The following is a 21,399-nucleotide window of genomic DNA, read 5'->3' on the forward strand; positions in this document are numbered from 1 at the left end:
CTTTTATTTGGGAATATCGCCTTCAACGCCCTCAACAAACCAGTCAAAACCGAGTACATCTTGGTGACTCATCTTCTGTCCTTCAGGCACTCGTACTTTCCCGCTCTGGTCCTTGATGGGGCCCTGGAAGACATAGAACTTGCCGTCGATAATTTCCTGTTTCTTGGCGTTCACCAGGTCACGCACTTCCTGGGGCACCTTGTCGCTGAAGGGCCCGAGGTCAACCACACCGTCTTTCATAGTTCCGTAGTAGTCCTCAGATTTCCACGTCCCATTTTTGACGGCTTCAACCGTCTTTACATAATACGGACCCCAGTTCCAGATCGGCGAGGTCAAATTGGCATTGGGAGCGAACTGGCGCATGTCACTGTTATAACCGATGCCGTATTTACCCCGCTCCTGGGCTGCCTGCTGCGGTCCCGGGGTGTCTTGGTGCTGGGCGATAACGTCGGCGCCGGCATCTAGAAGGCTTAAAGCCGCCTGTTTTTCGGCCGCCGGGTCATACCAGGTATTGGTCCAGACTACCTTAACCTTAACGTTGGGGTTAACTGAACGCGCCCCCAGGGTAAAGGCGTTGATGCCGCGGATTACTTCCGGAATGGGGTGGGCTGCTACATACCCCAGAACGTTGGTCTTGGTCATTTTGCCGGCCACCATGCCGGAAAGATAACGGGGTTCTTCCATAGCGCCAAAGTAAGTACCGACATTGGCAGCCGTCTTATAGCCGGAGCAGTGCATAAAGACGACGTTGGGGTATTTCTGGGCCACCTTGATTACGTAATCCATGTAGCCGAAGCTGGTAGCAAAAATGACCTTATTACCCTTTTCCGCCAGTTCCGTTAAAACCCTTTCTACGTCGGCCCCCTCGGGGACGTTTTCTACATAAGAGGCTTCCACCCAGGGTAATTTATCCACCAGGTACTTGCGTCCCTGCTCATGGGCCCAGGTCCATCCGGCATCACCAATCGGTCCCACATAAATAAAGGCGACCTTCATTTTCTGGTCTGCAGCCTGCCCTGCGGCCGGCTTTTCCCCGCTCTGGCTGTTCCCGGCCGGTTTCTGGCCGCCGCAGCCGGCGGCAAATACAGCTACCACCAAGGCCAGGAGCAGCACTGGTATGAAACGCCATCCTTTACGCATCATGTGTCCATAGCTTGTCCTGCAAACTATGGACTCCACCTCCTTTTTGATGTTTTTTTAGCCTCCTGCAAAACCCCAGAGGTCTTGAGAGACAAGGGATTTTGCAGGCTTTTTAAGCAGGGTTTCCTCCAGTTTTCATCGAAATACTTAGGAGAAATTACTCTGGAGGTGAGCCCCTGTTGCCCAAACATAAGCAAATTTCCTTGTGTGATCTCTACGAAGAATTTGAACAGGCTTCAAGCAAAGACAAACTGAAAATGCTCACCGATTACGTAGACATCGAAGAGATTATCCCCTTAGAGGTTAAACTGGCTTACTACAAATCCACTGGTCGCCCCCCTTATTCTTTAGCGTCCATGTTGTCTGCCTTAATCCTCCAGAAGATCTTATCCATTCCCACAGTTGAACTTTTGGTTACCTTCCTTGAATTGTCAGAGCCCCTGAGAGACTTTTGCGGCTTTACTCAAAGCGTTCCTGACCCCGCTACTTTCTCGAGGTTTAAAGATAAAATCGGGCCAAAGGAGCTTAAAAAAATCTTAGACCGTTTGGTGGAACTAACCGAGCCCTACTTAAAAAAGCTCGACCCTTTTGCGGCCTCCCTTCTCGTCCTGGATACAACCGGCTTAGAAGTGCCGGTAAGAGAAAATAACCCGAAGTTCTTTTATTCCTTGAAAAACCAGGTCGAGAAGGGAGCCCCTGAAAAACCTGAAAACGAGATTTATGCCATGACTATTGCCAAAATGCCCAAATGTGCCAGGGCCGCCCCAAAGGCCAAACTCATGTATACCAACGGTCACTTTGCTTATGCCTACACCGCTGCTATCCTGACTAACGGTTTCGGCCTCGTCCGGAATGTGATGCTTTTTGAAGGACAGAAAGATTCGCTTCTCGTAAAACCGGTCCTGGAGGATTTCCGGCAGCACCATGACCTTTCCCGTTACGAGTTTTTTGCCGGTGACGCCGGGTTCGACAGCACGGAAAACTTCCGTTACCTGGTGCAAGATTGCAACCTTAAGCCGGTTATTAACCTCAATCCCCGGAATACTAAAGAGCTGCCTGAGCCCCGGCTCGCTCCCGAGGGAGTACCAGTGTGCCCCAAAAATCCATCCTTAAAGTTTAAATACGCCGGCTTCTGTAAATCCAGAAACCGTATTAAATGGCTCTGCCCCTTAAGTAAGCCGGGGAAAAAGGGTTATACTTGCACCTGTCAAGACCCGTGTACCCCCTCTAAAAGCGGCCGGATGGTTTACACTTATCCCCAGGACAACTACCGAAAAAATACTCCCGTCCCAAGGAACTCTGAGCTATGGAAGAAAATCTACCTTTTGCGCATTGCCGTGGAGCAAGCCATCTCCCGGCTAAAGCTTCCCCTCATGCTTGGCCGATTAACGGTGACGGACTTTGCTAGTGCTTCTTGCGATCTTGTCCTGGCAGCGATTGCTCAAAATCTTGTCGCTTTAATCGCTTTGAGAGCCAAGCTCAATGATAAAGTAAGGTCTATACGCTGGCTTGTTGCTTAGGGCAGAACTTGCTTCCCTATCTTGTCCATATAGCCGCGCCTCTTGGTTATCTTTTTCTTTGAAACTCGGTACAACAGGTACCTTAAATCCATTATTTGTAAGTAGAAGAACCTGACTTTGCATAAGGGCTCTTTTTGATTTTTAAAGAACGTTAGTTTTGCAAGCGCCTAGATGTTTTTTCAATCGAGGCCGTCGCTGCTTTTCTCTTTCCCGCTATAACTCCCCCCTTGTTAATGTAACTCCCGGCATGACAAATCACCGGGGAACTCTCCCGGACCTGGCTCCTGCCAGGTTTTGGAGCAAATTAAAAACCAGGCTCCCGCAGCGTGACAATTGCTAATCACCTTCGTAGTCAAGGAATTCCGGTCACCTGGTATATACTCCCGGTTCCACTACCGGAAACTATGCAAAGACTATAGGAAAAGGCTCCAGCTTGTATAATAAGTTCGCCGCTATTTTTTAAAATCCTGCTGGAACTAAATGACCGGATTAAACAAGGTGGAGAACATCGAAAAGGCCCTGGATAAATTGCCGCGGTTGTCAAAGAGCTATAGAGAAAGGCCATGGTTTTTGGGGCTTTAAAAAAACGTCTACCTGAGGGTTTGTTAACCCCCCTGTAGACGTCTTTGCCTCTGGGAGTCTTATTCTTCGACATCAATCTCTATTTTCCTGCCGGTGGCCCGAAAAAAAGCTGCGGTCAAAGCCCGGCTAACCAGGACGGCCGTTATATCTTTGCGATAGGCGCCGGAGCCACGGAGGAGGCTGTCCCGAGGCCGGGCAGCTTCTTTAGCCGCCGCTGCGGCCCGGGCAATCACCTCCGGGCACGGCTCCACACCGACAAGGATCGCAGCCGCTTCCTCACATAGGAAAGGCCGCGGGGCCACCGGGGCGATGCAGATGCGCGCCCGAGTGCATCTGCCCCCCCTTACTTGGACCCGCACGGCAGTATTGAGCATCGGCAGGGACAGGGCCCGCCGGGGCGAAAGGCGCTTGAAGTCCGAACCCTCTCCCTCACCCCATATGGGAATACTAAAATGGGTTAATATCTCCCTACCGGCATCTACCTTGGAACGACCGACGCCTTCATATAGGTTTTCGACCGGCATCCGACGCTCGCCTGCCGGCCCTAGGATGGTGGCCACTGCCCCCAGGGCCACCAGGGCTACCGCCGTATCGGCCGCCGGTTGGGCGTTTACTACATTGCCCCCCAGGGTGCCGACGTTGCGGATCTGGGGCGAGCCGACGGCCGCCGCAGCGGCCGCCAGGGCCGGGAGTTTTTCCCGGATAAGCTTTGCGGCGGCAGCCTCGGCGTGGGTGACCGCCCCGCCGAGGATTATCTCCCCGTCTTTTTCCTCAATGACCTTTAACTCCGGGATGCGGGAAACGTCCACCAGGGTATTAACCTGCCGCTTTTCTTCTTTAAGATCGATTACCAAGTCGGTGCCCCCGGCGATAATCCGCGCCCCCGGGCGGGCGGCCAGCATGGCCAGGGCTTCCTCCGTCGAGTTGGCAATAAGGTACTCCTGCGGCATGGTATCGCTCCTTAAAAAATTAGAACCTTTCCCAAACCTTGACCGCCAGCTCCCTGGCCCTGGCGGCAATGGCCGCCTCATCCAGGTGCAGGAGCCTTCGAGCGCGCATGAGGATTTTGCCGCCGATGATGGTCGTGTCCACAAGGCCGCCGTTGAAGCCGAAAAGGAGGTGGCCGAACCAGTTATCGGCCGTTATCGGGGTAGGTGCATGATAATTCACCAGTATTATGTCGGCATAGGCCCCTTCCTGGAGACGCCCCACGGGGTGGGCGAAGAACCGCTCCGCTATGCGGGAGTTGTTGCTGAAGACCATGGCCGGGACTTCCGACCAGCCGGCATTGGGATCGCCGGAAACGAGGCGGCGCAGAACATTGGCCGTCTTCAGGGATTCAAACATATCGCTGGTATAGCCGTCCGTCCCCAGGCCGACGACCACCCCCGCCGCAAGCATTTCTCCCACCGGAGCGCAGCCGACGGCGTTACCCATGTTGGATTCCGGATTGTGGACCACCAGGGTACCCGTTTCCTTGAGGATGGCTATTTCCCTTTCCGTCACATGGACGCAGTGGGCGGCGACGGTATCGGGGCCCAGAATGCCGTGGTCAGCCAGGCGCTCCACCACCCGCTTACCCTCGCGCTCTAAGGCGTCTTCTACGTCCTGGATGCCTTCCGCCACGTGGATGTGAAAACCGCTGCCCACCTCCTCCGCAGCCTCCCGGCAGGCGTCCAGGGTGGCGTCGGAGAGGGTAAAGGAGGCGTGGAGGCCGAAGGTGGCGCTGAGCAAACCTTCCCCGCCGCGGTATTTTTTAATGGCCTCTACATTTTCCGCAATACCCTGCCGCATAATTTCCTCGCCGTCGCGGTCGGAAACCTCATAGGCCAGGCAGGTGCGCACACCCGCTTCACCAGCCGCCTGGGCGATCATCTCCAGGCTGCCGCGAACGGCGCAAGGGCTGGCGTGATGGTCCAGGATGGTGGTGGTGCCGTTCTTAATGCAGTCAATGAGGGGAATCAGGGCGCTGTAATAAACGTCCTCCAGGGTAAGGGCCTTATCCAGGCGCCACCAGAGGCGCTGTAAAATCTCCAGGAAATTGGTGGGCGGCGCTTCCTTCAGGGCCATGCCCCGGGCGAAGGTGCTGTAAAGGTGCATGTGGTTGTTTATCAAGCCCGGCATGATTACCATGCCCCGGGCGTCGAGCCATTCGGCTTCAGGATAACGCCGCCTAAGCTCGGCCGTCGCTCCCACGGCGACGATGCGGTCGCCCTCAACGGCCACGGCTCCGTCTGCCAGGTAGGGCCGCTCCGGTACTAAGGACAGCAGATGGCCATTGCCAACAAGGAGCATATATTTATACCTCCATACTCTGTTTTTTACGCGGCCTAATCCGCCAGGGCCTTCTCCACCGCTTTGATGATGTTCTGATAACCGGTACAGCGACAGAGGTGGCCGGACAACTCCCTTTTTATTTCCTCTCGCGTATACTTTTTACCCTTCGCCGCCATGGCCGTTGCCGTGAGGACATAACCCGGCGTACAAAAACCGCACTGGATGGCCCCTTCTTCGATGAAGGCCTTCTGCACCTTGGAAAGCTCCCCGTTTTTGGCGATACCTTCTATGGTAACTATATCTTTACCGTCGGCCCAAACGGCCAAATAAATGCAGGAGTCCACAGGCGTGCCGTCGATGAGGACGGTACAGGCACCGCACTCTCCGACTTCACATCCTTTTTTAACTCCGGTGTACCCCAGGCGTTCCCGCAAAACCTCCAGGAGGGACTCGCGTACGTCTACTTCCAGGGCGACCTGAAGGCCGTTTACGGTAAAGGATATTTTTTTAAGCAATGGCTTCACCCCCCGCCTTGACTATCGCTTCCCGCAGGGCCCTCTGGGTGAGTTCCTCCACCAAATGCTCCCGGTATTCCCTGGAAGCGCGCCAGGAGGTTCGCGCCTGGGCAGCTTTAACCGCCAGTTTGCCGATTGTCGCTATTGTTTCACTTGTTATGGCTTTGCCTTTGGCAAAGGCCTCCGCTTCCGGACAACGTCGCGGCGTCGGGCCCGCCACTCCCAGACCGATGCGCACGTCCTCCAGGATCCTGCCTTCCTTTACTTTACAAACAACGGCCACGCCCAGGGTGGCAATATCCATGGCCCTGCGTTGGGAGAATTTAATGTAATGCCCGCCGTAGCCCCGGTAATCCTCGGGGGAAATGAGAATCTGGGTGAGGAGTTCGCCGGGTTTTAAAGCGACTTTTCCGGGGCCCAGGTAAAAATCCTGGATGGGTGTTACCCGTTCACCTGTATTATTTTTTAGTTTCAACCTGGCGCCCAGGGCAAAAAGGGTGGGGGCGCTGTCGGCCGAAGTGGCTCCGTTGCACAGGTTGCCGCCGATGGTGGCAACGTTGCGTATCTGGGGGCCGCCTATGGTGAGAGCCGCCTCGGCAAGGACGGGGATATGGTCTTTAATTACCGGGTCTTCGGCCACCCGGCTGAAGGTCGTCAAGGGGCCGATGGCGATAGTACCGTCCTCTAATTTCTGCACGCCCTCAAGGGATTTTATGTGACGAATGCTTAAAAGCTCCGCACCCTCAATAACACCGTGCCGCAGCTTTATCAAAACATCGGTGCCGCCGGCGATTACCGTCAGGCGGGGGTTGGCTGCCAAGAGCGCCAGGGCTTCGGCGAGGGTTGTCGCCTCATGATATCCTTGAAAATTGTACATAAATTCCTCACCGCCTTCCTATATGAGCCCGGCTTCTTTGCATTTCTCGAAGACCTTCTGGGGAGTCATGGGCAACCTGTTAAAGGCCACGCCGGTAGCGTCGAACACGGCGTTGCGGACGGCCGGGGCCACCGGAATTACCGGCGGCTCGCCCAGGGCCTTGCAGCCGTAAGGGCTTGTCGGCTCGTGGGTTTCCACGAAGGCCACGCCGATTTCCGGCACGTCCATGATGGTCGGTATTTTATAATCCAGCAGGTTGTTATTCAAAGGTCTTCCCGTCTTTTCATCAAAGAGTAGTTGTTCCGCCAGGGCATAACCGATGCCCATGCTTACGCCGCCGTGGACCTGGCCTTCCGCCAGCTGCGGGTTGATGATTTTTCCCGAATCGTGGACGTTGTATATTTCTAGGATCTCTATTTTCCCGGTTTTCAGGTCCACCTCCACTTCGGCAAAGGTGGCGCCGAAGACAAAGGCGTTAATCCGGGCGTTGTTGGACGTATCGCTCGTTATGGGGCTGGCGAAAACGGTATCGTAATAGGTGTGCAGGGCTACTTCCTCCAGGGGCATGACGACTTCCCCGGAGTGCTTATAGACAATATTCCGGTCTTTAATATCTAGGGCGTGGGCGGGGATGTCGGTCATACCCCAGACGAAATCCAAAATTTTGGCCTTCACCTCGGCGGCCGCTTTGGCCACGGCCATGCCGGTGATATAAGTTTGTCTGGAGGCGTAGGCGCCGGTATCGAAGGGGGTGATATCGGTGTCCTGGGTGGAAACGACGTGCACCATATCGACGGGGATACCCAGGACTTCCGCCACCATCTGGGCAAAAACCGTATCGCTCCCCTGCCCTATTTCGGTGGCTCCGACCTGCAGCTGGACGGAGCCGTCCTGGTTCAATACGATTCTTGCTCCGGCCATTTCCAGCCCTACCGGATGGGTCCCGGAAGCGTAGCTGAAACAGGCCATTCCCAGGCCGCGCCGTTTGCTGCCGGTTTGATTTTTATAGCGCTCCTTTTTCTCGTCCCATTTGATTAACTCTTTCCCCTTCATTATGCATTCGCGAATGCCGCAGCTCCTGACCCTGTTGCCGTTTAAGGGGTCGACATAACCCTCCGTTACCAGATTCTTCAGCCGTAGTTCAATGGGATCCATATTGAGCCTCCGGGCAATGGCGTCCAGGTGGCTTTCCACGGCGAAGGTTATCTGGGGCGAGCCGTAACCCCGCATGGCGCCGGCGACGGGCAGGTTGGTGTAAACGGTATAAGGTTCGTATTTCAAAGCTTCCATGGGGTAAAGGATCCTGAACTTCGTGCCGCCGGCCATGGCGATGGAATGGCCATGGGAGGCATAGGCACCGGTATTGGCGACGGCCTTGATATGCATGCCGATGAGCTTCCCGTCTTTGCTGACCCCTGTCTTAATCTTATATTTAATGGCATGACGGGTCCGGGTGTCGATCATACACTCTTCCCGGGACAGTTCCAGCTTCACCGGCCGCCCGCCGACGGCCAAAGTCATGGCCGCAACTATTGGCTCCAGGCACGCGTCCTGCTTGCTGCCGAAGCCGCCGCCCACGTAAGGCTTTATTACCCGCACCCTGCCCCAGGGTATCCCCAAGGCCTGACCGACGATTCTCCTGATTATATGCGGTATCTGGGTGGAGGTGACAATGACAATACGGCCGTCGCTATCGACATAGGCGTAGGAAGTGTGGTTTTCCAGCTGGCAGTGCTGGACGATACTAGTTTCCAGCTCGTCTTCAAAGATATAGTCGGCCTTTTGCCAGGCTTCTTCAATATTGCCGATTTCATAACCAAAAGAGCTTAAGATGTTGCCCTCACAGTCTTCGTGGATCCGGGGCGCCCCTTCCCGCATGGCCGCTTCAGGGGTGAGGAGGGGTTCCAGCACTTCGTATTCTACATCTATTAATTTCAGAGCTTCCAATGCGGTCAGTTCGTCCCTGGCCACAACGGCGGCAACGGCGTCCCCCACAAAGCGGGCTTTGTCCGTTAAAATAGTGCGGTCGGCCTTGTCCCTGTGTTTGGGATCAAGGGCATAAGGGTGCCCGGCGGTGGCAAATTTTATTTGCGGGACGTCTTTATACGTCAAAACCGCTTCCACTCCGGGCAGCGCCCTTGCCCTATCGGCATCGATATTTTTAATGCGGGCATGGGCATAGGGACTGCGCAGAATTTTCCCCACCAGCATGTCCCTGGTAAAAAAGTCGGCAGTATACTTGGCTTTCCCGGTAACTTTGGCCACGGCGTCTACCCGGCTTATGCTCCTACCCACTACCGCAGAAGCCATTTTATTCCTCCCTTTCCTGCGAAGACAATAACGCCGCCCCTCGCCCGGAACGCGACCCTTCAATCCGGCCGCCCCCGGCCGGGGTTCCCATAACGGCGGCCGCCTTTTCTACCGCAGCTATAATTTTAGCATAACCGGTGCAGCGGCACAGGTTGCCCGCCAGGGCGTCTTTTATTTCCTCCCGGGAAGGATTGGGGTTCCGGTCCAGGAGGGCCTTGGCGCTCATGATCATGCCCGGGGTGCAGAAACCGCACTGGACGGCCCCTTCGCCGATGAAGGCTTCCTGCAGGGGATGGAGCCGACCGTCAGGGGAAGCCAGACCTTCGACAGTCTGAATTTCGGCACCGTCGGCCTTGGCCGCCGGTATCAAGCAGGAATCCACGGCCAGGCCGTCCATGATCACCGTGCAGGCGCCGCATTCCCCCTTGCCGCACCCTTCCTTGGTACCGGTAAGTCCCAAATAATCCCGCAAAAGTTCCAGCAGAGTCGTATCAGCCGGCACATCCACCTGGTAAAGACGGCCGTTGACGGTAAGTTTGATCCCCGGCACGGCACATACCCCCTGACAACATAAAAAACCAGCTGCCGGACCCGACTCGTAGTCAGGCGATTTCCGGTCACCTGGTAGATACCCCCGGCCCCATCGCCGGGGTTATACGAGTTTATTGAGAATTATATTCGGCAAATATATCTTAAATCCTGCTGAAAATTTAATTTTCTTCCTGATATTTTTATGGCAGCCACGTGGGCTGCCATAAATTTAAGAGGTTATCATTTCCAAAAAGGCTTCTATCCTGGTCTGGAGCTGGGCCGCGTCTTTTTCGCTGAAATCACTTTCCAGGCATAAAACCGGTAGCCCCGCTTCCCGCAGGGCTTTTTCCACCTGCCGGGCTTCAAGGGCATAAGTCTGACAGAACTGGAGGGAATAATAAATCACCCCGTCGGCCTTTCCTTCCCTGGCCAGGCGCAGGATGTCTTCCATCCGGGACGTATTGGGAGTAAAGCAGGCACAGTTGATGTCCAGCAATCGCCGGGCCAAATTTTTTACCTGCTGGGATAAGGTTTCGCCGTCTTCAGGCACCATCCCGGCGAAATAACGGCTGCCGGTACATGTTTCTTCACCGATAATCACCGCCCCTGACTTCTCCACCAGGTGGTGTAGCTTCCAGTAAGGTAAAGGCATGGGTGTCCCCGTTACCAGGAGACGCGGTGCTCCTTTACTGGTAACACCTTCACCCCGGGCAATCCTATCCTCAAGTTCTTCGCAAAGGGCATTAACTTGAGCCGTGAAACGATCCGGGTCATCAAAGAAAGCCAGTTGCGAAATTAGCAGGGCGTCTTTTCCGCTAATAGGAACCGGGTCGGCCCGGCGGGCTTGATACAGGCGCTGCAGGGCCGCACGGCGGGCATTGGCCTTCTTGATAGCGGCATTTAATTTCTCACTATCGATTTTTTGTCCCGACCGTCGTTCAATTTCTTCTTTAAATCGGTAAATTTCCCCTTCCCAGAGGGCCAGGTCGGCCGCTTCCTTACGCTGGGGCAATTCCATTACGTAAGTAGGAACATAATCATTGAGGATTTCCCAGGTCTTCTTTTTCCCATCACAGGTAGTTTCGCCAACAAGAAAATCGACGACCTGAAAGTAAGGGCAAATCCGCTCCAGTTTAAAGCCAACCAGAGACTTAATCAGGGGGCACAGGTTACGCGGTAAAATTTGTTCCCCGGCAGGAACGGTAAACTGGGTTCCTGCACAGAGCCCGACACTAACCCCATCGACGGCAAGGATAAGTTCTTCCGGCACAAAAACACAAAAGGTACCGGCCACCAGCCGCCCGGCTCTTTTATGGGCCAAAATTTCTTCGACCCTCCTGCCATGGGCCTCACCTAAAAGGTTATCAAAATATGCCATACCCGCCGGCCGGTTATCTTGTTGTAAAAAAACCTCGCTAAAGGCCCCGGGCAACGCCGCCAAAAAGGCATCGTGCCTTTCCAGGTCCAGCCCTAAATCCCGCCACATCTCCCGGTAAGCATTGCTCAAAGGGATCAACTCCTTCAAGTAATTTTATCTTGGTATATTTTCGCTTTTTATCATCATTATCCTTTATAACATATATTCCATTTTGTTATTTTTGTCGTCGGCTGTGAAGACATTATGAAGAAAATATGAAGAAAGTCTGAAAGATCGCATATTCTTCTTGACATATACCCATATAGGGTAATATGCTGGGACTAGACTTAAATCTTATTCACTTCCAAGGAGAGAGATGCGCATGAATCACAGAAAGCATGGCTTGCTAATGCTCCTGGGTTGTGGCCTGATGATAGTGGCCGTATTTTTCTTACTGACCCGCGGTGCAGCTGCAAGCGACGGCACCGCCGGTGGTAGTTGGGCCTGGCTGTTATTCTTGCTTTGTCCCCTGATGCACCTTTTCATGATGGGCGGGCACAATCACGGTGAATGTCAGCATGGGGAGCAAAAGGATCCCGGTAAAAGTGAAGACGCAGGATGAACAAAAAGCGCAACAACCGCATCACGAGGTTGCTGCGCTTTTTGTACACGGTGTCCGCGGCCGATGTAAGCTGTTAGAAATCGGCCAGGGCTTTGAAGGCCAGCCAGGAAAGCAGGGCACTGCCAATGGGCAGGCAATCTTCGTTGATATTAAACCGGGGATGGTGCCAGGGATAGGGAGGCTCTCCCGGGATGGCTGCCCCGAGGTTAAAATATACTGCCGGGACCTTTTCGGCATAGCGGGCAAAATCCTCGGCACCCATAGAAGGGGCTGCCAGTTCGAATACCTTTCCCGGTCCCAGGAGTTCTCCGGCTACCCGGCGAAACAGTTCGGTAAGCCTGGCATCGTTTATTAGGGGCGGGTAGCCCAGCAGGTAATCAAGTTCAATCTCCGTCCCGCTGGCGGCGGCCACCCCGGCCAAAATCTCCCGCATATCTTTTTCCAGCTGCTGCCTGGTAACCTGGTTTAAGGCCCTGGTAGTGCCCGTCATAGTTACCTCACCAGCAACAATATTTTCTTTCTCACCACCATTAATAGTGCCGATGGTCAGAACGGCCGGCTGCACCGGATCAATGCGGCGGGCGACAATAGACTGTAAAGCCAGAATCGCCTGGGCGGCAGCGACGATGGCATCCGCGCCCAGGTGGGGTGCAGCACCGTGGCTGGTACGCCCCTTGATCCTAATGGTAAAGTTATCGGCCGAGGCCATAGCAGCTCCCGATCTGACGCCCACCGTACCTGCTGGCAGGGCAGAAGTTACATGGAGGCCAAAGACGGCCTTGACCGGTGGATCGGCCAGGGCTCCGGCTTCAATCAGCAGACGAGCCCCGCCAGGGGGTAATTCCTCCCCGGGTTGAAAAAGGAAAACCACCGGGCCAGGGAGTTCCCGGCGGTGGGTTGCTAGCAGCGTCGCCGCCCCTAAAACGATGGCCATATGGGCATCATGGCCGCAGGCATGCATCCGGCCCGGGCAGCGGGAAGCATATTCCGCCCCCGTAGCCTCCTGGAGGGGCAAGGCATCCATATCCGCCCTTAAGGCCACGGCGGGGCCTTCTTTCGCCCCGTGCAGGATTCCGATAATCCCGGTACCACCGATACCTGTCCTGACCTTCAAACCCAGTTGCTCTAACACCCCGGCCACCAGGGCGGCTGTTTCTTTTTCCTCAAAACTCAGTTCCGGGTACTGGTGCAGCTGCCGCCGCCAGGCGACCAGCTGCGGTTTGAGGTTTTCAGCTTCTGCCAGGTAGTAATCTCTTTCTACCAACAGGGGGTCACCTTGATTCCGCGATTGATTTGCGCATTTACATTTTTCATTATACTCCCCCGCCCATATTTAAGACAAGTTCTACTGGACCTCCCCCCGGCCATATTTAGCCGCAATCCTGGCGATATTCTCCAGATCCCTTGAGGTTAAATACCCGCCAATGGTCCGCAGGCGCATCAGGAAAAGATCGCGGCCTTGCTGCTTGATAAAGCCGCCCTTTTTGAGTTCATGAAAATCCAGGTTCATGGTGTTTCACCTTTCGCATTTTGTGGCACAGACAAAGGTATACTCTTCCAGTTCACGAATGCGCGGGCTGTCGCCGCAGACAGGGCAATTACTATTGCGTTCGGCCTTAACTTCCCGGAAGCGCATCTCCAGGGCATTGTAAATCAGGAGCCGGCCGGTCAGGGTATCCCCAACCCCAAGTAAAATCTTGATTACCTCCGTGGCCTGGATTGCCCCGATAAGTCCCGGTACTGTACCTATAACCCCTGCTTCCTGGCAACTAGGTACGGCTCCCGGCGGGGGCGGGTCGGGAAAAATACAGCGGTAACATGGCCCCTGTCCGGGTTTGATGGTCATGACTAGCCCGTCCCATTGCAGCACCCCGCCCTCGACCATGGTCTTGCCGGTCATGACACAGGCATCGTTTAGTAAATAGCGGGTGGGAAAGTTGTCGACGCCGTCAACAATCACGTCATAGTCACGGATGATGTCTAGAATATTATCTTTACCCAAACGTAAATGGTAAGTATTAATTGTCAGGTTAGGATTTAAGGCCAGCAATGTCTCACGGGCCGATTCTACTTTAGGCCGCCCCAGGCGTTCAGTACTGTGAAGGATCTGGCGCTGTAAATTCGATATGTCTACTACGTCACTGTCTACTATACCGATTTTACCTACACCGGCAGCCGCCAGGTAGTAAGCTGCCGGGGAACCCAACCCGCCGGCTCCAACGATCAATACTTTGCCTCTTTTAAGCCTTTCCTGCCCCCGGCCGCCAATGTTTTTTATAATAATCTGCCTACTGTAGCGTTCGATTTCCTGGTTGGTTAGAGTCATTATCCCACCCTCCATTCTTTACTATCCATATCGGTTTTCTATGATTATAGCAGCGTTTAAATAAGCGGTCAAGGATGTATCGATAACGGCCATAGCCTATCGACATGAGAAAAGTTTTTAGTATACTAAATATTAAACCGACCAGAGGGGAGGGTGTAAATTGATTCGTAAGCGCTGGATGCTGAGGGCAGTTGCCCATTGCAAAGAGGGTTGCTGAATTTAGTCCTGGGCATGACGTTAAACTGCCCGTTAGTTGCAACCCAATTAGCCGGCCTTCCCCTTCTCTACGGAAGGGGAAGGCTTTTATAATGCACCAAATAGCCGGTTAATCCCCCAAAAACGCAGGTGTCATTTGTAGTTTTTGTGAATTTCATTGACAGCATGTGACCAGCAAAATATAATCGAGGTAAAGATATACGGGTGGGGGGTAGTTTTACATATTACACCCGGTTATAAGATTGACAGGGGAAGGGTAAGGTAGAATAAAAGGGGTGAAAGATGGTGCCTGCCAGCGAAAAGAGCGGCGTAGTCCAGGTAAATTTACCCATTATGGGTATGAGCTGTGCTGCCTGCGTGGCCAAAGTGGAAAAGGCTCTGAAAAATATGGCGGGTGTAGTGGACGCCCGTGTCAACCTGGTTGCCGGGAAGGCTACCGTGGAATATTTCCCGGACCAGGTCGGCGTGCCCCAGATGGCCAGAACTATCCAGGAGATCGGCTATGAGGTACCGGAAGAGGAAGTTCTCCTGACGGTAAGGGGGATGAGTTGCGCCGCCTGTGTGGCCAGGGTGGAAAAAGCCGTTAAAGCCCTGCCCGGCGTAACTTCGGTAGTAGTGAACCTGCCGGCAGAATCGGCCCGGGTCCGGTTCTACCCCGGGGCCGTGGACAAGGGTCGCATTAAAAAGGAAATCAACGCCCTGGGGTATGAAGCTACAGAGAAACTCTCCGGCCAGGCCGCCCTGGACCAGGAGAAAGAGGCCCGGGAGAGGGAGATCCGGTTCCAGCGCCGCAATATGTGGATTGCCTGGCCCCTGGCAACCCTGGTGATGCTCGGTATGTTCCGCGATGTGTGGATTTTCCCCTACTTTGTACCAGAATGGCTGGGGAACGTGTATGTGCTGTGGGCTTTAACTACACCTGTCACCTTTATCCCCGGCTGGCAGTTTTTCGTCCACAGTTGGAACGGCCTTAAACGCGGAACTACGGATATGAACCTCCTCTATGCGACGGGTATTGGTGCAGCCTATATCATCGCCACCATCAATACCCTCTGGCCTGAGGCCGGTTTCGGGGGGCGCGGGGCCACTTTCTTCGAGTCGGCCGCCATGTTAACCGCCTTCATCGTCCTGGGCCGTTACCTGGAAGCTATTACCCGCGGTCGTACTTCCGAAGCCATCCGCAAGCTCATAAGCCTGCAGGCCAAAACCGCCCGGGTTATCCGGGACGGCCGGGAAATGGAGATTGCTGCCGATGAAGTTGAGGTAGGGGATATTGTCGTGGTCCGTCCCGGCGAAAGCATCCCGGTGGACGGAGAAGTCATCGAAGGTTATTCGGCCGTGGACGAATCTATGATTACCGGCGAAAGTATTCCGGTAGAAAAACGTCCGGGTTCCCAGGTCGTGGGGGCGACCATCAACAAGACCGGTTCCTTCAAGTTCCGGGCTACCCGGGTCGGGAGCGAAACGGCCCTGGCCCAGATTATCAAGATGGTGGAGGAGGCCCAGGCTTCCAAAGCTCCCATTCAAAAACTTGCCGACTTTGTGGCCGGCCACTTCATCGCCGGCGTCCACGTCCTGGCCCTGGTCGTCTTCCTCTTCTGGTTCTTTATTGGCTACGATGCCTTTTTCCGGCCTGGCAGCCACTTTATCCTTTCACCCTACAGCCTGGCCGGAGTGGGTGTCTTTGGCTTCGCCCTCCTGTTGTCGGTAACCACCCTGGTCATATCCTGCCCCTGTGCCTTAGGTCTCGCCACTCCCAGTGCGATTATGGCCGGTACGGGTAAAGGGGCCGAAAACGGCATCCTCTTTAAGGGAGCCGATGCGGTGGAGGCGTGCAGCAAGCTGAATGCCATCGTCTTTGATAAAACGGGAACCTTGACGAAAGGCGAGCCTTCGGTCACCGATGTGATCGCCGCCCCCGGTTTTGATGAACGCGAGGTCCTGCGGCTGGCCGCCATGGCCGAAAAACCCTCCGAGCATCCCCTGGGCGAGGCCATTGTCCGCAGCGCCAGGGAGGAAGGCTTAGGATTGGAGGAAGTACAGGACTTTGAAGCCATTCCAGGCCATGGTGTCAAAGCCACTTACCAGGGTCAGGAAATCCTTTTAGGCAACCGCCGTTTGATGCAGCAACATAACATCTATGTGGGCGACCTGACTGCGCAGATGGAAAAACTCGAAGAACAGGGCAAAACAGCTATGCTGATGGCCGTAAATGGTAAAGCCGCCGGGATTATTGCCGTGGCCGATACCCTGAAGGAAAACGCGAAAGTCGCTATTGAACGGTTACATAGGATGGGCATTAAGGTGGCCATGATTACCGGCGATAACCGGCGTACGGCCGCGGCCATCGCCCGGGAGCTCGGTATCGAAACCGTCATGGCCGAGGTGCTGCCTAGGGATAAAGCAGAAGAAGTGAAGAAACTCCAGGCCCAGGGTCTTAAAGTGGCTATGGTGGGTGACGGCATTAACGACGCCCCGGCCCTGGCCCAGGCCGACGTCGGGATTGCCATCGGCTCCGGGACCGACGTGGCCAAGGAAACGGGTGACATCATCCTCATCAAAGACGATATTCGCGATGTGGTAGGAGCCCTCGAAATCGGCCGTGCCACCATGGGCAAGATCAAACAGAACCTGGTATGGGCTTTTATCTATAACATTTCGGGTATTCCCATTGCGGCCGGCCTGCTGTACCCCTTTACCGGGCTGATTGTCAGCCCCGAGCTGGCGTCTTTCTTCATGGCCATGAGTTCCGTGTCGGTTACCCTCAATACCCTCCTCTTAAAGCGTTTCCAGCCGTCCTTGCGGAAAGATGGCGGCAAAGTTAAGCATCACGGGCAGCCGGCCCACCAAATGGGTTGATGGGGAGGTAATACAGGTTGCAAGATCTGGAAGCGAAAACCGCAAAACAAGCAGCTATAATTTACACCGGGATCTCGCTGGCGCTGGCCCTGATTTTCCTGCTTATAACTTTCTTTAACGGCAAATCCTATACCGCCGTAGCGCGGATAGGCGGAACGATATGGGTTTTCATCTTATCTATGATTATTACCATGCCCATAGTTATACCTTACGTAAAGAAAAGGGTAATGGGCTAAAAAGAACGTATAACGGGCGTCGCCCGTCTTTTTTTATGCAAAAGTTGTTTCGACCATGGAAAATAGGATAAAATAGGTAGGGACAAAGCACCAAGGTGGAGGTCGAAAAATCGATGGGCCTACTGGAAACCTCCGGCGGAGCGCAGGCTATAATGAGCCGCTACTTCTGGCGCTATCTTTTTTTGAGTCTGCGTCCCAAACAGTGGACGAAAAACGCCTTTGTCTTTGCCGCCATCCTTTTTTCCCGTCACCTGCTGGACATCCCCCTCCTGGTACGCACCATCCAGGTGTTTGTTATTTTTTGCCTCCTGTCCGGAGGCACCTACATAATTAATGACCTGGTCGATCGGGAAAGGGACCGCTACCATCCCCGCAAGAAGCACCGTCCCATTGCCGCCGGCCTGCTGGCTCCCCTGCCGGCCGCCGCGGCGGCCGCCATCACCCTGGCCGGCAGCCTCGCCTGGGCCTTCGCTTTGAGCTGGCAAGTGGGCCTGGTAAGCCTCGCCTATGCCCTGCAGACGGTGGCCTATTCCTTTTATTTTAAAAATATGGTCCTCGTCGACGTTTTTGTAGTCGCCCTAGGCTTTGTTTTACGGGTAGCGGCCGGGGCGGCGGCCGTTATGGTCCCCGTCTCGGCCTGGTTGTTCATTACCGTTATCCTTCTGGCCCTCTTTCTGGCTTTATGTAAACGCCGCCATGAACTGCTCCTCCTGGACAACGCGACCGACCACCGGGGCATTTTGGCCGAATATTCCATGGGACTCCTGGACCAGCTCATCGCCACCGTCACCTCGGCTACCGTTGTCGTCTATGCCATCTATACCTTTATCGGCGCCGCCCGGCCCCAGCTGATGTATACCGTACCCTTGGTCCTCTTCGGCATCTGCCGGTACCTGTACCTGACCTACCACCGCCAGGACGGCGGCGAACCGGAAAGCCTGGTCCTCAAAGATAAACCCCTGGCAGCCACCGTCCTCCTGTGGGTGGCTGGCTGTTTCGCCATCCTCTACTTGTAGGCGCATTTATACGGCACCCATACCCTGCAGCGACCGGAGGTTTTGATTTTGAACTGGCCGGCTTTCATCTGCGGCAATTTAATCGTCCTGCTCACGGCTATTATTTTGGTTCACCGCCGCGGTCTTTCCCCTGTGGAAACCGTCCTTGCCGTTTTTACCCTGGCTGCGGGGCAGATCGTTTTTACCATGCTCTTGAGCGGCACCCTATTGCACCTGACAACCGTCACCCTACTCGTGGTCAATTTAATCCTCCTTGGTGCCGCCGTCCCGTTGAGGCGCCTTTTTCCCGCTTCCGACCGCCTCCGGCGACCGCGTCTGGAACCCGATTGGGGAAGTAACTTCTGGTCCAGACTTTTGCTTTTTTTGGTATTCCTGGAAATCATCTGGCTCATCTTCCTGGGATACCTGTTTCCTCCCTATGCTTGGGATAGCCTTTATTATCACCTGACGGCAGCGGCCACCTGGCTCCAGGCCGGCAGGATTGTATTAAGCCCCTATACCCTCTGGGCCAACGTGTACCCCATGAACACCGAACTTGTCTTTGCCTGGAACATGCTCCTGGCCGGCAGCGACCTCCTCGTCGACCTCACCCAGCTCCCCTTTGCCCTGGCCGGAGGAATGGCCGTTTATGCCCTGGGGCGCGCAACCGGTCTGCGACAGACCAACAGCGCGGTAGCCGCCTGCCTTTTTTTGCTGACACCCATTGTCCTGGTGCAAAGCAAAACCTGCTATGTGGATGTCGCCTTTGCGGGTATGTTTCTAGTTGCTTTTTTCTTTGCTTACCGCTATTACCATGAGCCGCGGCGCATCTATTTACTCCTGGCCGCCCTGGCCAGCGGGCTGACCTTCGGAATAAAGGCATCCGCCGCTCCCTATGTAGCGGTGATTTTTCTCTTCATCATCGCGGGCAACCTGGCTGTAAGGAAGGCAGATAACCGTCATTGCAGGCAGGGCGTCCTCCTTTCGACGGTCGTTTTTGCCGGAGCCCTTCTCATCTGGGGCAGTTTCTGGTATCTGCGCAACTGGCTGGCCTACGGCAACCCCCTTTTCCCCTTTACTTTTAAAATACTGGGGTATACCCTCTGGCCGGGCCAGGGCAGCATAACTGACATGATTATGGTAAAAAACACCCCACCGGAACTGGTCGGTCTGCCCGCCTGGCGGCAGTTATTGGTTTCCTGGCGGGAAACCGTCGGGCCGTACACCTTCGACCAGCGCCTGGGAGGCTTCGGCCCCCAGTGGCTTTACCTGGAAGGGCCGGCCGTCCTCGTAACCGCTGTCCTGGCAGCTATACGGCGGCAACGCCCCCTCCTTCTCCTTCTGGTGCCCCTTATTCTCCTATTCTGGCTCCAGCCTTCCCGCTGGTGGACGCGCTATACCATTTTTATTGTCGCCGCCGGTGCTATAAGCCTGGCTTATCTGGAGGAAAGGCTGCCCCGCTTCTGGGCAAAACCTTTACGGACCGCCACTTTATGCCTGGTACTCATCTCCATGGCCGGTAGTTTAACCCACGGTTACTTCAACCCCCAGGTTATAGCGCGCTTTCTAGCCCTGCCGCCGGAAGGGCGCACCTTTTTCCAGCTCACCCCCTGGGGTGACGAGCTGGCCTGGGTCGAGAAAGTGCCTGCCGGTTCGCGCATCGCTTTTACGGAGACGGCCTTCCCCTACCTGCTCTTCGGTCCCCGTCTGGAAAACCGGATAAAACTTATTATCGCCGCCTCGGAAGGGGACATGCTGGCCCAGCTTAAGGCCTGGAACGCGGAGTATTTCTTTACCACCACCACTTCCCTTTATTACCGCTGGGCGCAGAACAACCCCCAGTTTCTCCGTCCCTTCTTTGCCTACGGCGACTATATTGCCTACGAGGTGATAAAATAACCGCCCCGCCTCAACTTCGAGGCAGGGCGGCCTCCTTCCCTCGCATAAAGGCCGAGATTTAACCTTTACCCCATAGTGGCCGCCAGCAGGGCCTTAATGGTGTGCAGGCGGTTTTCGGCTTCGTCGTAGATTACCGACTGCGGGCCGTCCATAACTTCTTCCGTCACTTCAACACCCCGGTCGGCCGGCATGCAGTGCATGTAGATGGCATCCTTCTGGCCCAACTTCATGCGGCGGCCGTCCATGACCCAGGTATTGTATTTTTCAATGAGGTCTAGGCCTTCTTCCCTGCTGCCGGTATAGGCGATGGGACCCCAGCTCTTGGCATAAATAACGTGGGCGCCTTTACAGGCTTCGTCCATGTCGTGGACGATGCGAAACTCTACGCCGTTCTCTTCCGCATTTTTCTTCGCCTGTTCCACGATCTCCGGGAGCAGGTGGAACTCGGGCGGATGGGCCAGGGTGACGTTCATGCCGAACCTGGGCATCAACAGGATCAGGGACTGGGGCATGGACAGGGGACGGATGTAATTGGGGGCGTAGGTCCAGCTGATGGTGAAATTGAGGCCCCTGGTGTTTTTGCCGAACTTCTCCTGTATGGTCATGATGTCGGCCAGAGCCTGGGTGGGATGGTACATATCGCACTGCATGTTGAGGACGGGGATGCGGGAATGTTTGGCCAGCTCCCGGATATAGGCGTTACCTTTTTTATAAGTGCAGTAGCGCACACCCAGACCGTCGCCAAAGCGGCTTAAAACCTCCACCGTGTCCTTGGCCGTCTCGCCGTGGCCAATCTGGGTTTCCGAAGGAGTCAGGAATATGGCGTGCCCGCCCAGCTGGGTCATGCCGGTTTCGAAGGCGTTGCGGGTGCGGGTGGAGTTTTCAAAGAAAAGCATGTAGAAGGTTTTGTCTTCGAGGAGGCGGTGTTTTTCTCCCAGGGCTTTGCGCCTTTTTAAATCATAGGCGATATCCAGCACCGTATCGATTTCTTCTTTGGTCCATTCCTGCAGGGTAATGAGGTGCTTACCCCGTAAATCGGTTTTCATATGGTACCCCCCGTAAAATTTTGTTGGTTAAATCTCGTTTAATTTAATTCAACTTTTTTTAATAAAATCCTTCAAGACCTCGATAAAAATT

The 21,399-nt window shown here is 54.8% G+C and carries 18 protein-coding genes and 1 riboswitch; of the genes, 6 read left to right on the forward strand and 12 right to left on the reverse strand.

What is annotated here, in order from left to right; translation table 11 throughout:
* Positions 1-3: 3 nt before the first annotated feature.
* Positions 4-1,143 (reverse strand): BMP family ABC transporter substrate-binding protein, encoded by a 1,140-nt coding sequence (locus MHFGQ_RS10870; protein WP_245907819.1) that lies wholly within the window; start codon positions 1,141-1,143, stop codon positions 4-6.
* 176 nt (positions 1,144-1,319) lie between these two features.
* On the opposite strand from MHFGQ_RS10870, the gene MHFGQ_RS10875 reads away from it, so the two are divergent.
* Positions 1,320-2,660, forward strand: coding sequence for a transposase (locus MHFGQ_RS10875; RefSeq protein WP_211292901.1), 1,341 nt, complete (start codon positions 1,320-1,322; stop codon positions 2,658-2,660).
* Between the two features lie 641 nt (positions 2,661-3,301).
* On the opposite strand, the gene MHFGQ_RS10880 is transcribed toward MHFGQ_RS10875, so the two are convergent.
* The 7 genes from MHFGQ_RS10880 to MHFGQ_RS10910 all read right to left on the reverse strand — a co-directional run bounded on the left by MHFGQ_RS10880 (position 3,302) and on the right by MHFGQ_RS10910 (position 11,259).
* Positions 3,302-4,192: an FAD binding domain-containing protein gene (locus MHFGQ_RS10880; protein WP_106006248.1), complete on the reverse strand. Its 891-nt coding sequence runs from the start codon at positions 4,190-4,192 to the stop codon at positions 3,302-3,304.
* Between the two features lie 19 nt (positions 4,193-4,211).
* Positions 4,212-5,537 (reverse strand): putative aminohydrolase SsnA, encoded by a 1,326-nt coding sequence (gene ssnA, locus MHFGQ_RS10885; RefSeq protein WP_106006247.1) that lies wholly within the window; start codon positions 5,535-5,537, stop codon positions 4,212-4,214.
* A gap of 35 nt (positions 5,538-5,572) precedes the next feature.
* Positions 5,573-6,034: a xanthine dehydrogenase subunit XdhC gene (gene xdhC, locus MHFGQ_RS10890; RefSeq protein WP_106006246.1), complete on the reverse strand. Its 462-nt coding sequence runs from the start codon at positions 6,032-6,034 to the stop codon at positions 5,573-5,575.
* A complete protein-coding gene (gene xdhB / locus MHFGQ_RS10895) occupies positions 6,027-6,911 on the reverse strand; it encodes a xanthine dehydrogenase FAD-binding subunit XdhB (RefSeq protein ID WP_106006245.1) in 885 nt (294 codons plus the stop codon). The genes xdhC and xdhB overlap by 8 nt, the downstream gene beginning before the upstream one ends.
* Positions 6,912-6,929: 18 nt before the next feature.
* Positions 6,930-9,221 (reverse strand): xanthine dehydrogenase molybdenum-binding subunit XdhA, encoded by a 2,292-nt coding sequence (gene xdhA, locus MHFGQ_RS10900; protein WP_106006244.1) that lies wholly within the window; start codon positions 9,219-9,221, stop codon positions 6,930-6,932.
* 1 nt (position 9,222) lies between these two features.
* Positions 9,223-9,771 carry a (2Fe-2S)-binding protein gene (locus MHFGQ_RS10905; protein WP_106006243.1) on the reverse strand — a complete coding sequence of 183 codons (549 nt, stop codon included), beginning with the start codon at positions 9,769-9,771 and terminating at the stop codon, positions 9,223-9,225.
* 29 nt (positions 9,772-9,800) lie between these two features.
* A riboswitch (purine riboswitch) is annotated at positions 9,801-9,901 on the reverse strand.
* Positions 9,902-9,981: 80 nt separating this feature from the next.
* The gene (locus MHFGQ_RS10910; RefSeq protein ID WP_245907901.1) at positions 9,982-11,259 is read right to left on the reverse strand and encodes a double-cubane-cluster-containing anaerobic reductase; all 1,278 of its coding nucleotides are present in this window, start codon (positions 11,257-11,259) and stop codon (positions 9,982-9,984) included.
* Between the two features lie 232 nt (positions 11,260-11,491).
* Here MHFGQ_RS10910 and MHFGQ_RS10915 point away from each other — a divergent pair, with 232 nt between their 5' ends.
* Positions 11,492-11,731, forward strand: coding sequence for a DUF2933 domain-containing protein (locus tag MHFGQ_RS10915; protein ID WP_071522710.1), 240 nt, complete (start codon positions 11,492-11,494; stop codon positions 11,729-11,731).
* A gap of 73 nt (positions 11,732-11,804) precedes the next feature.
* Here the strand turns inward: MHFGQ_RS10915 and MHFGQ_RS10920 are convergent, their stop codons facing one another.
* From MHFGQ_RS10920 to MHFGQ_RS10930, 3 genes are all read right to left on the reverse strand, one after another.
* The gene (locus MHFGQ_RS10920) at positions 11,805-12,995 is read right to left on the reverse strand and encodes a M20 metallopeptidase family protein (RefSeq protein ID WP_106006241.1); all 1,191 of its coding nucleotides are present in this window, start codon (positions 12,993-12,995) and stop codon (positions 11,805-11,807) included.
* 81 nt (positions 12,996-13,076) lie between these two features.
* On the reverse strand, positions 13,077-13,241 hold the full coding sequence (locus MHFGQ_RS10925; protein WP_106006240.1) for a hypothetical protein: 165 nt from the start codon (positions 13,239-13,241) through the stop codon (positions 13,077-13,079).
* 6 nt (positions 13,242-13,247) lie between these two features.
* Complete coding sequence (locus MHFGQ_RS10930; protein WP_106006239.1) at positions 13,248-14,057, reverse strand: HesA/MoeB/ThiF family protein; 810 nt, start codon at positions 14,055-14,057, stop codon at positions 13,248-13,250.
* Positions 14,058-14,555: 498 nt separating this feature from the next.
* On the opposite strand from MHFGQ_RS10930, the gene MHFGQ_RS10935 reads away from it, so the two are divergent.
* From MHFGQ_RS10935 to MHFGQ_RS10950, 4 genes are all read left to right on the forward strand, one after another.
* Positions 14,556-17,132, forward strand: a complete 2,577-nt coding sequence (locus MHFGQ_RS10935; RefSeq protein ID WP_106006238.1) for a heavy metal translocating P-type ATPase — start codon at positions 14,556-14,558, stop codon at positions 17,130-17,132.
* 17 nt (positions 17,133-17,149) lie between these two features.
* Positions 17,150-17,368: a hypothetical protein gene (locus tag MHFGQ_RS10940; RefSeq protein ID WP_106006237.1), complete on the forward strand. Its 219-nt coding sequence runs from the start codon at positions 17,150-17,152 to the stop codon at positions 17,366-17,368.
* A 113-nt stretch (positions 17,369-17,481) separates the two neighbouring features.
* The gene (locus tag MHFGQ_RS10945; RefSeq protein WP_106006236.1) at positions 17,482-18,384 is read left to right on the forward strand and encodes a decaprenyl-phosphate phosphoribosyltransferase; all 903 of its coding nucleotides are present in this window, start codon (positions 17,482-17,484) and stop codon (positions 18,382-18,384) included.
* Positions 18,385-18,432: 48 nt separating this feature from the next.
* Complete coding sequence (locus MHFGQ_RS10950) at positions 18,433-20,262, forward strand: hypothetical protein (RefSeq protein WP_106006235.1); 1,830 nt, start codon at positions 18,433-18,435, stop codon at positions 20,260-20,262.
* A 65-nt stretch (positions 20,263-20,327) separates the two neighbouring features.
* Here MHFGQ_RS10950 and argF read toward each other — a convergent pair whose 3' ends face one another.
* Positions 20,328-21,308 (reverse strand): ornithine carbamoyltransferase, encoded by a 981-nt coding sequence (argF, locus tag MHFGQ_RS10955; RefSeq protein WP_106006234.1) that lies wholly within the window; start codon positions 21,306-21,308, stop codon positions 20,328-20,330.
* Positions 21,309-21,399: the final 91 nt, after the last annotated feature.

It is taken from the genome of Moorella humiferrea, from assembly GCF_039233145.1.
GTDB lineage: Bacteria > Bacillota > DSM-521 > Neomoorellales > Neomoorellaceae > Neomoorella > Neomoorella humiferrea.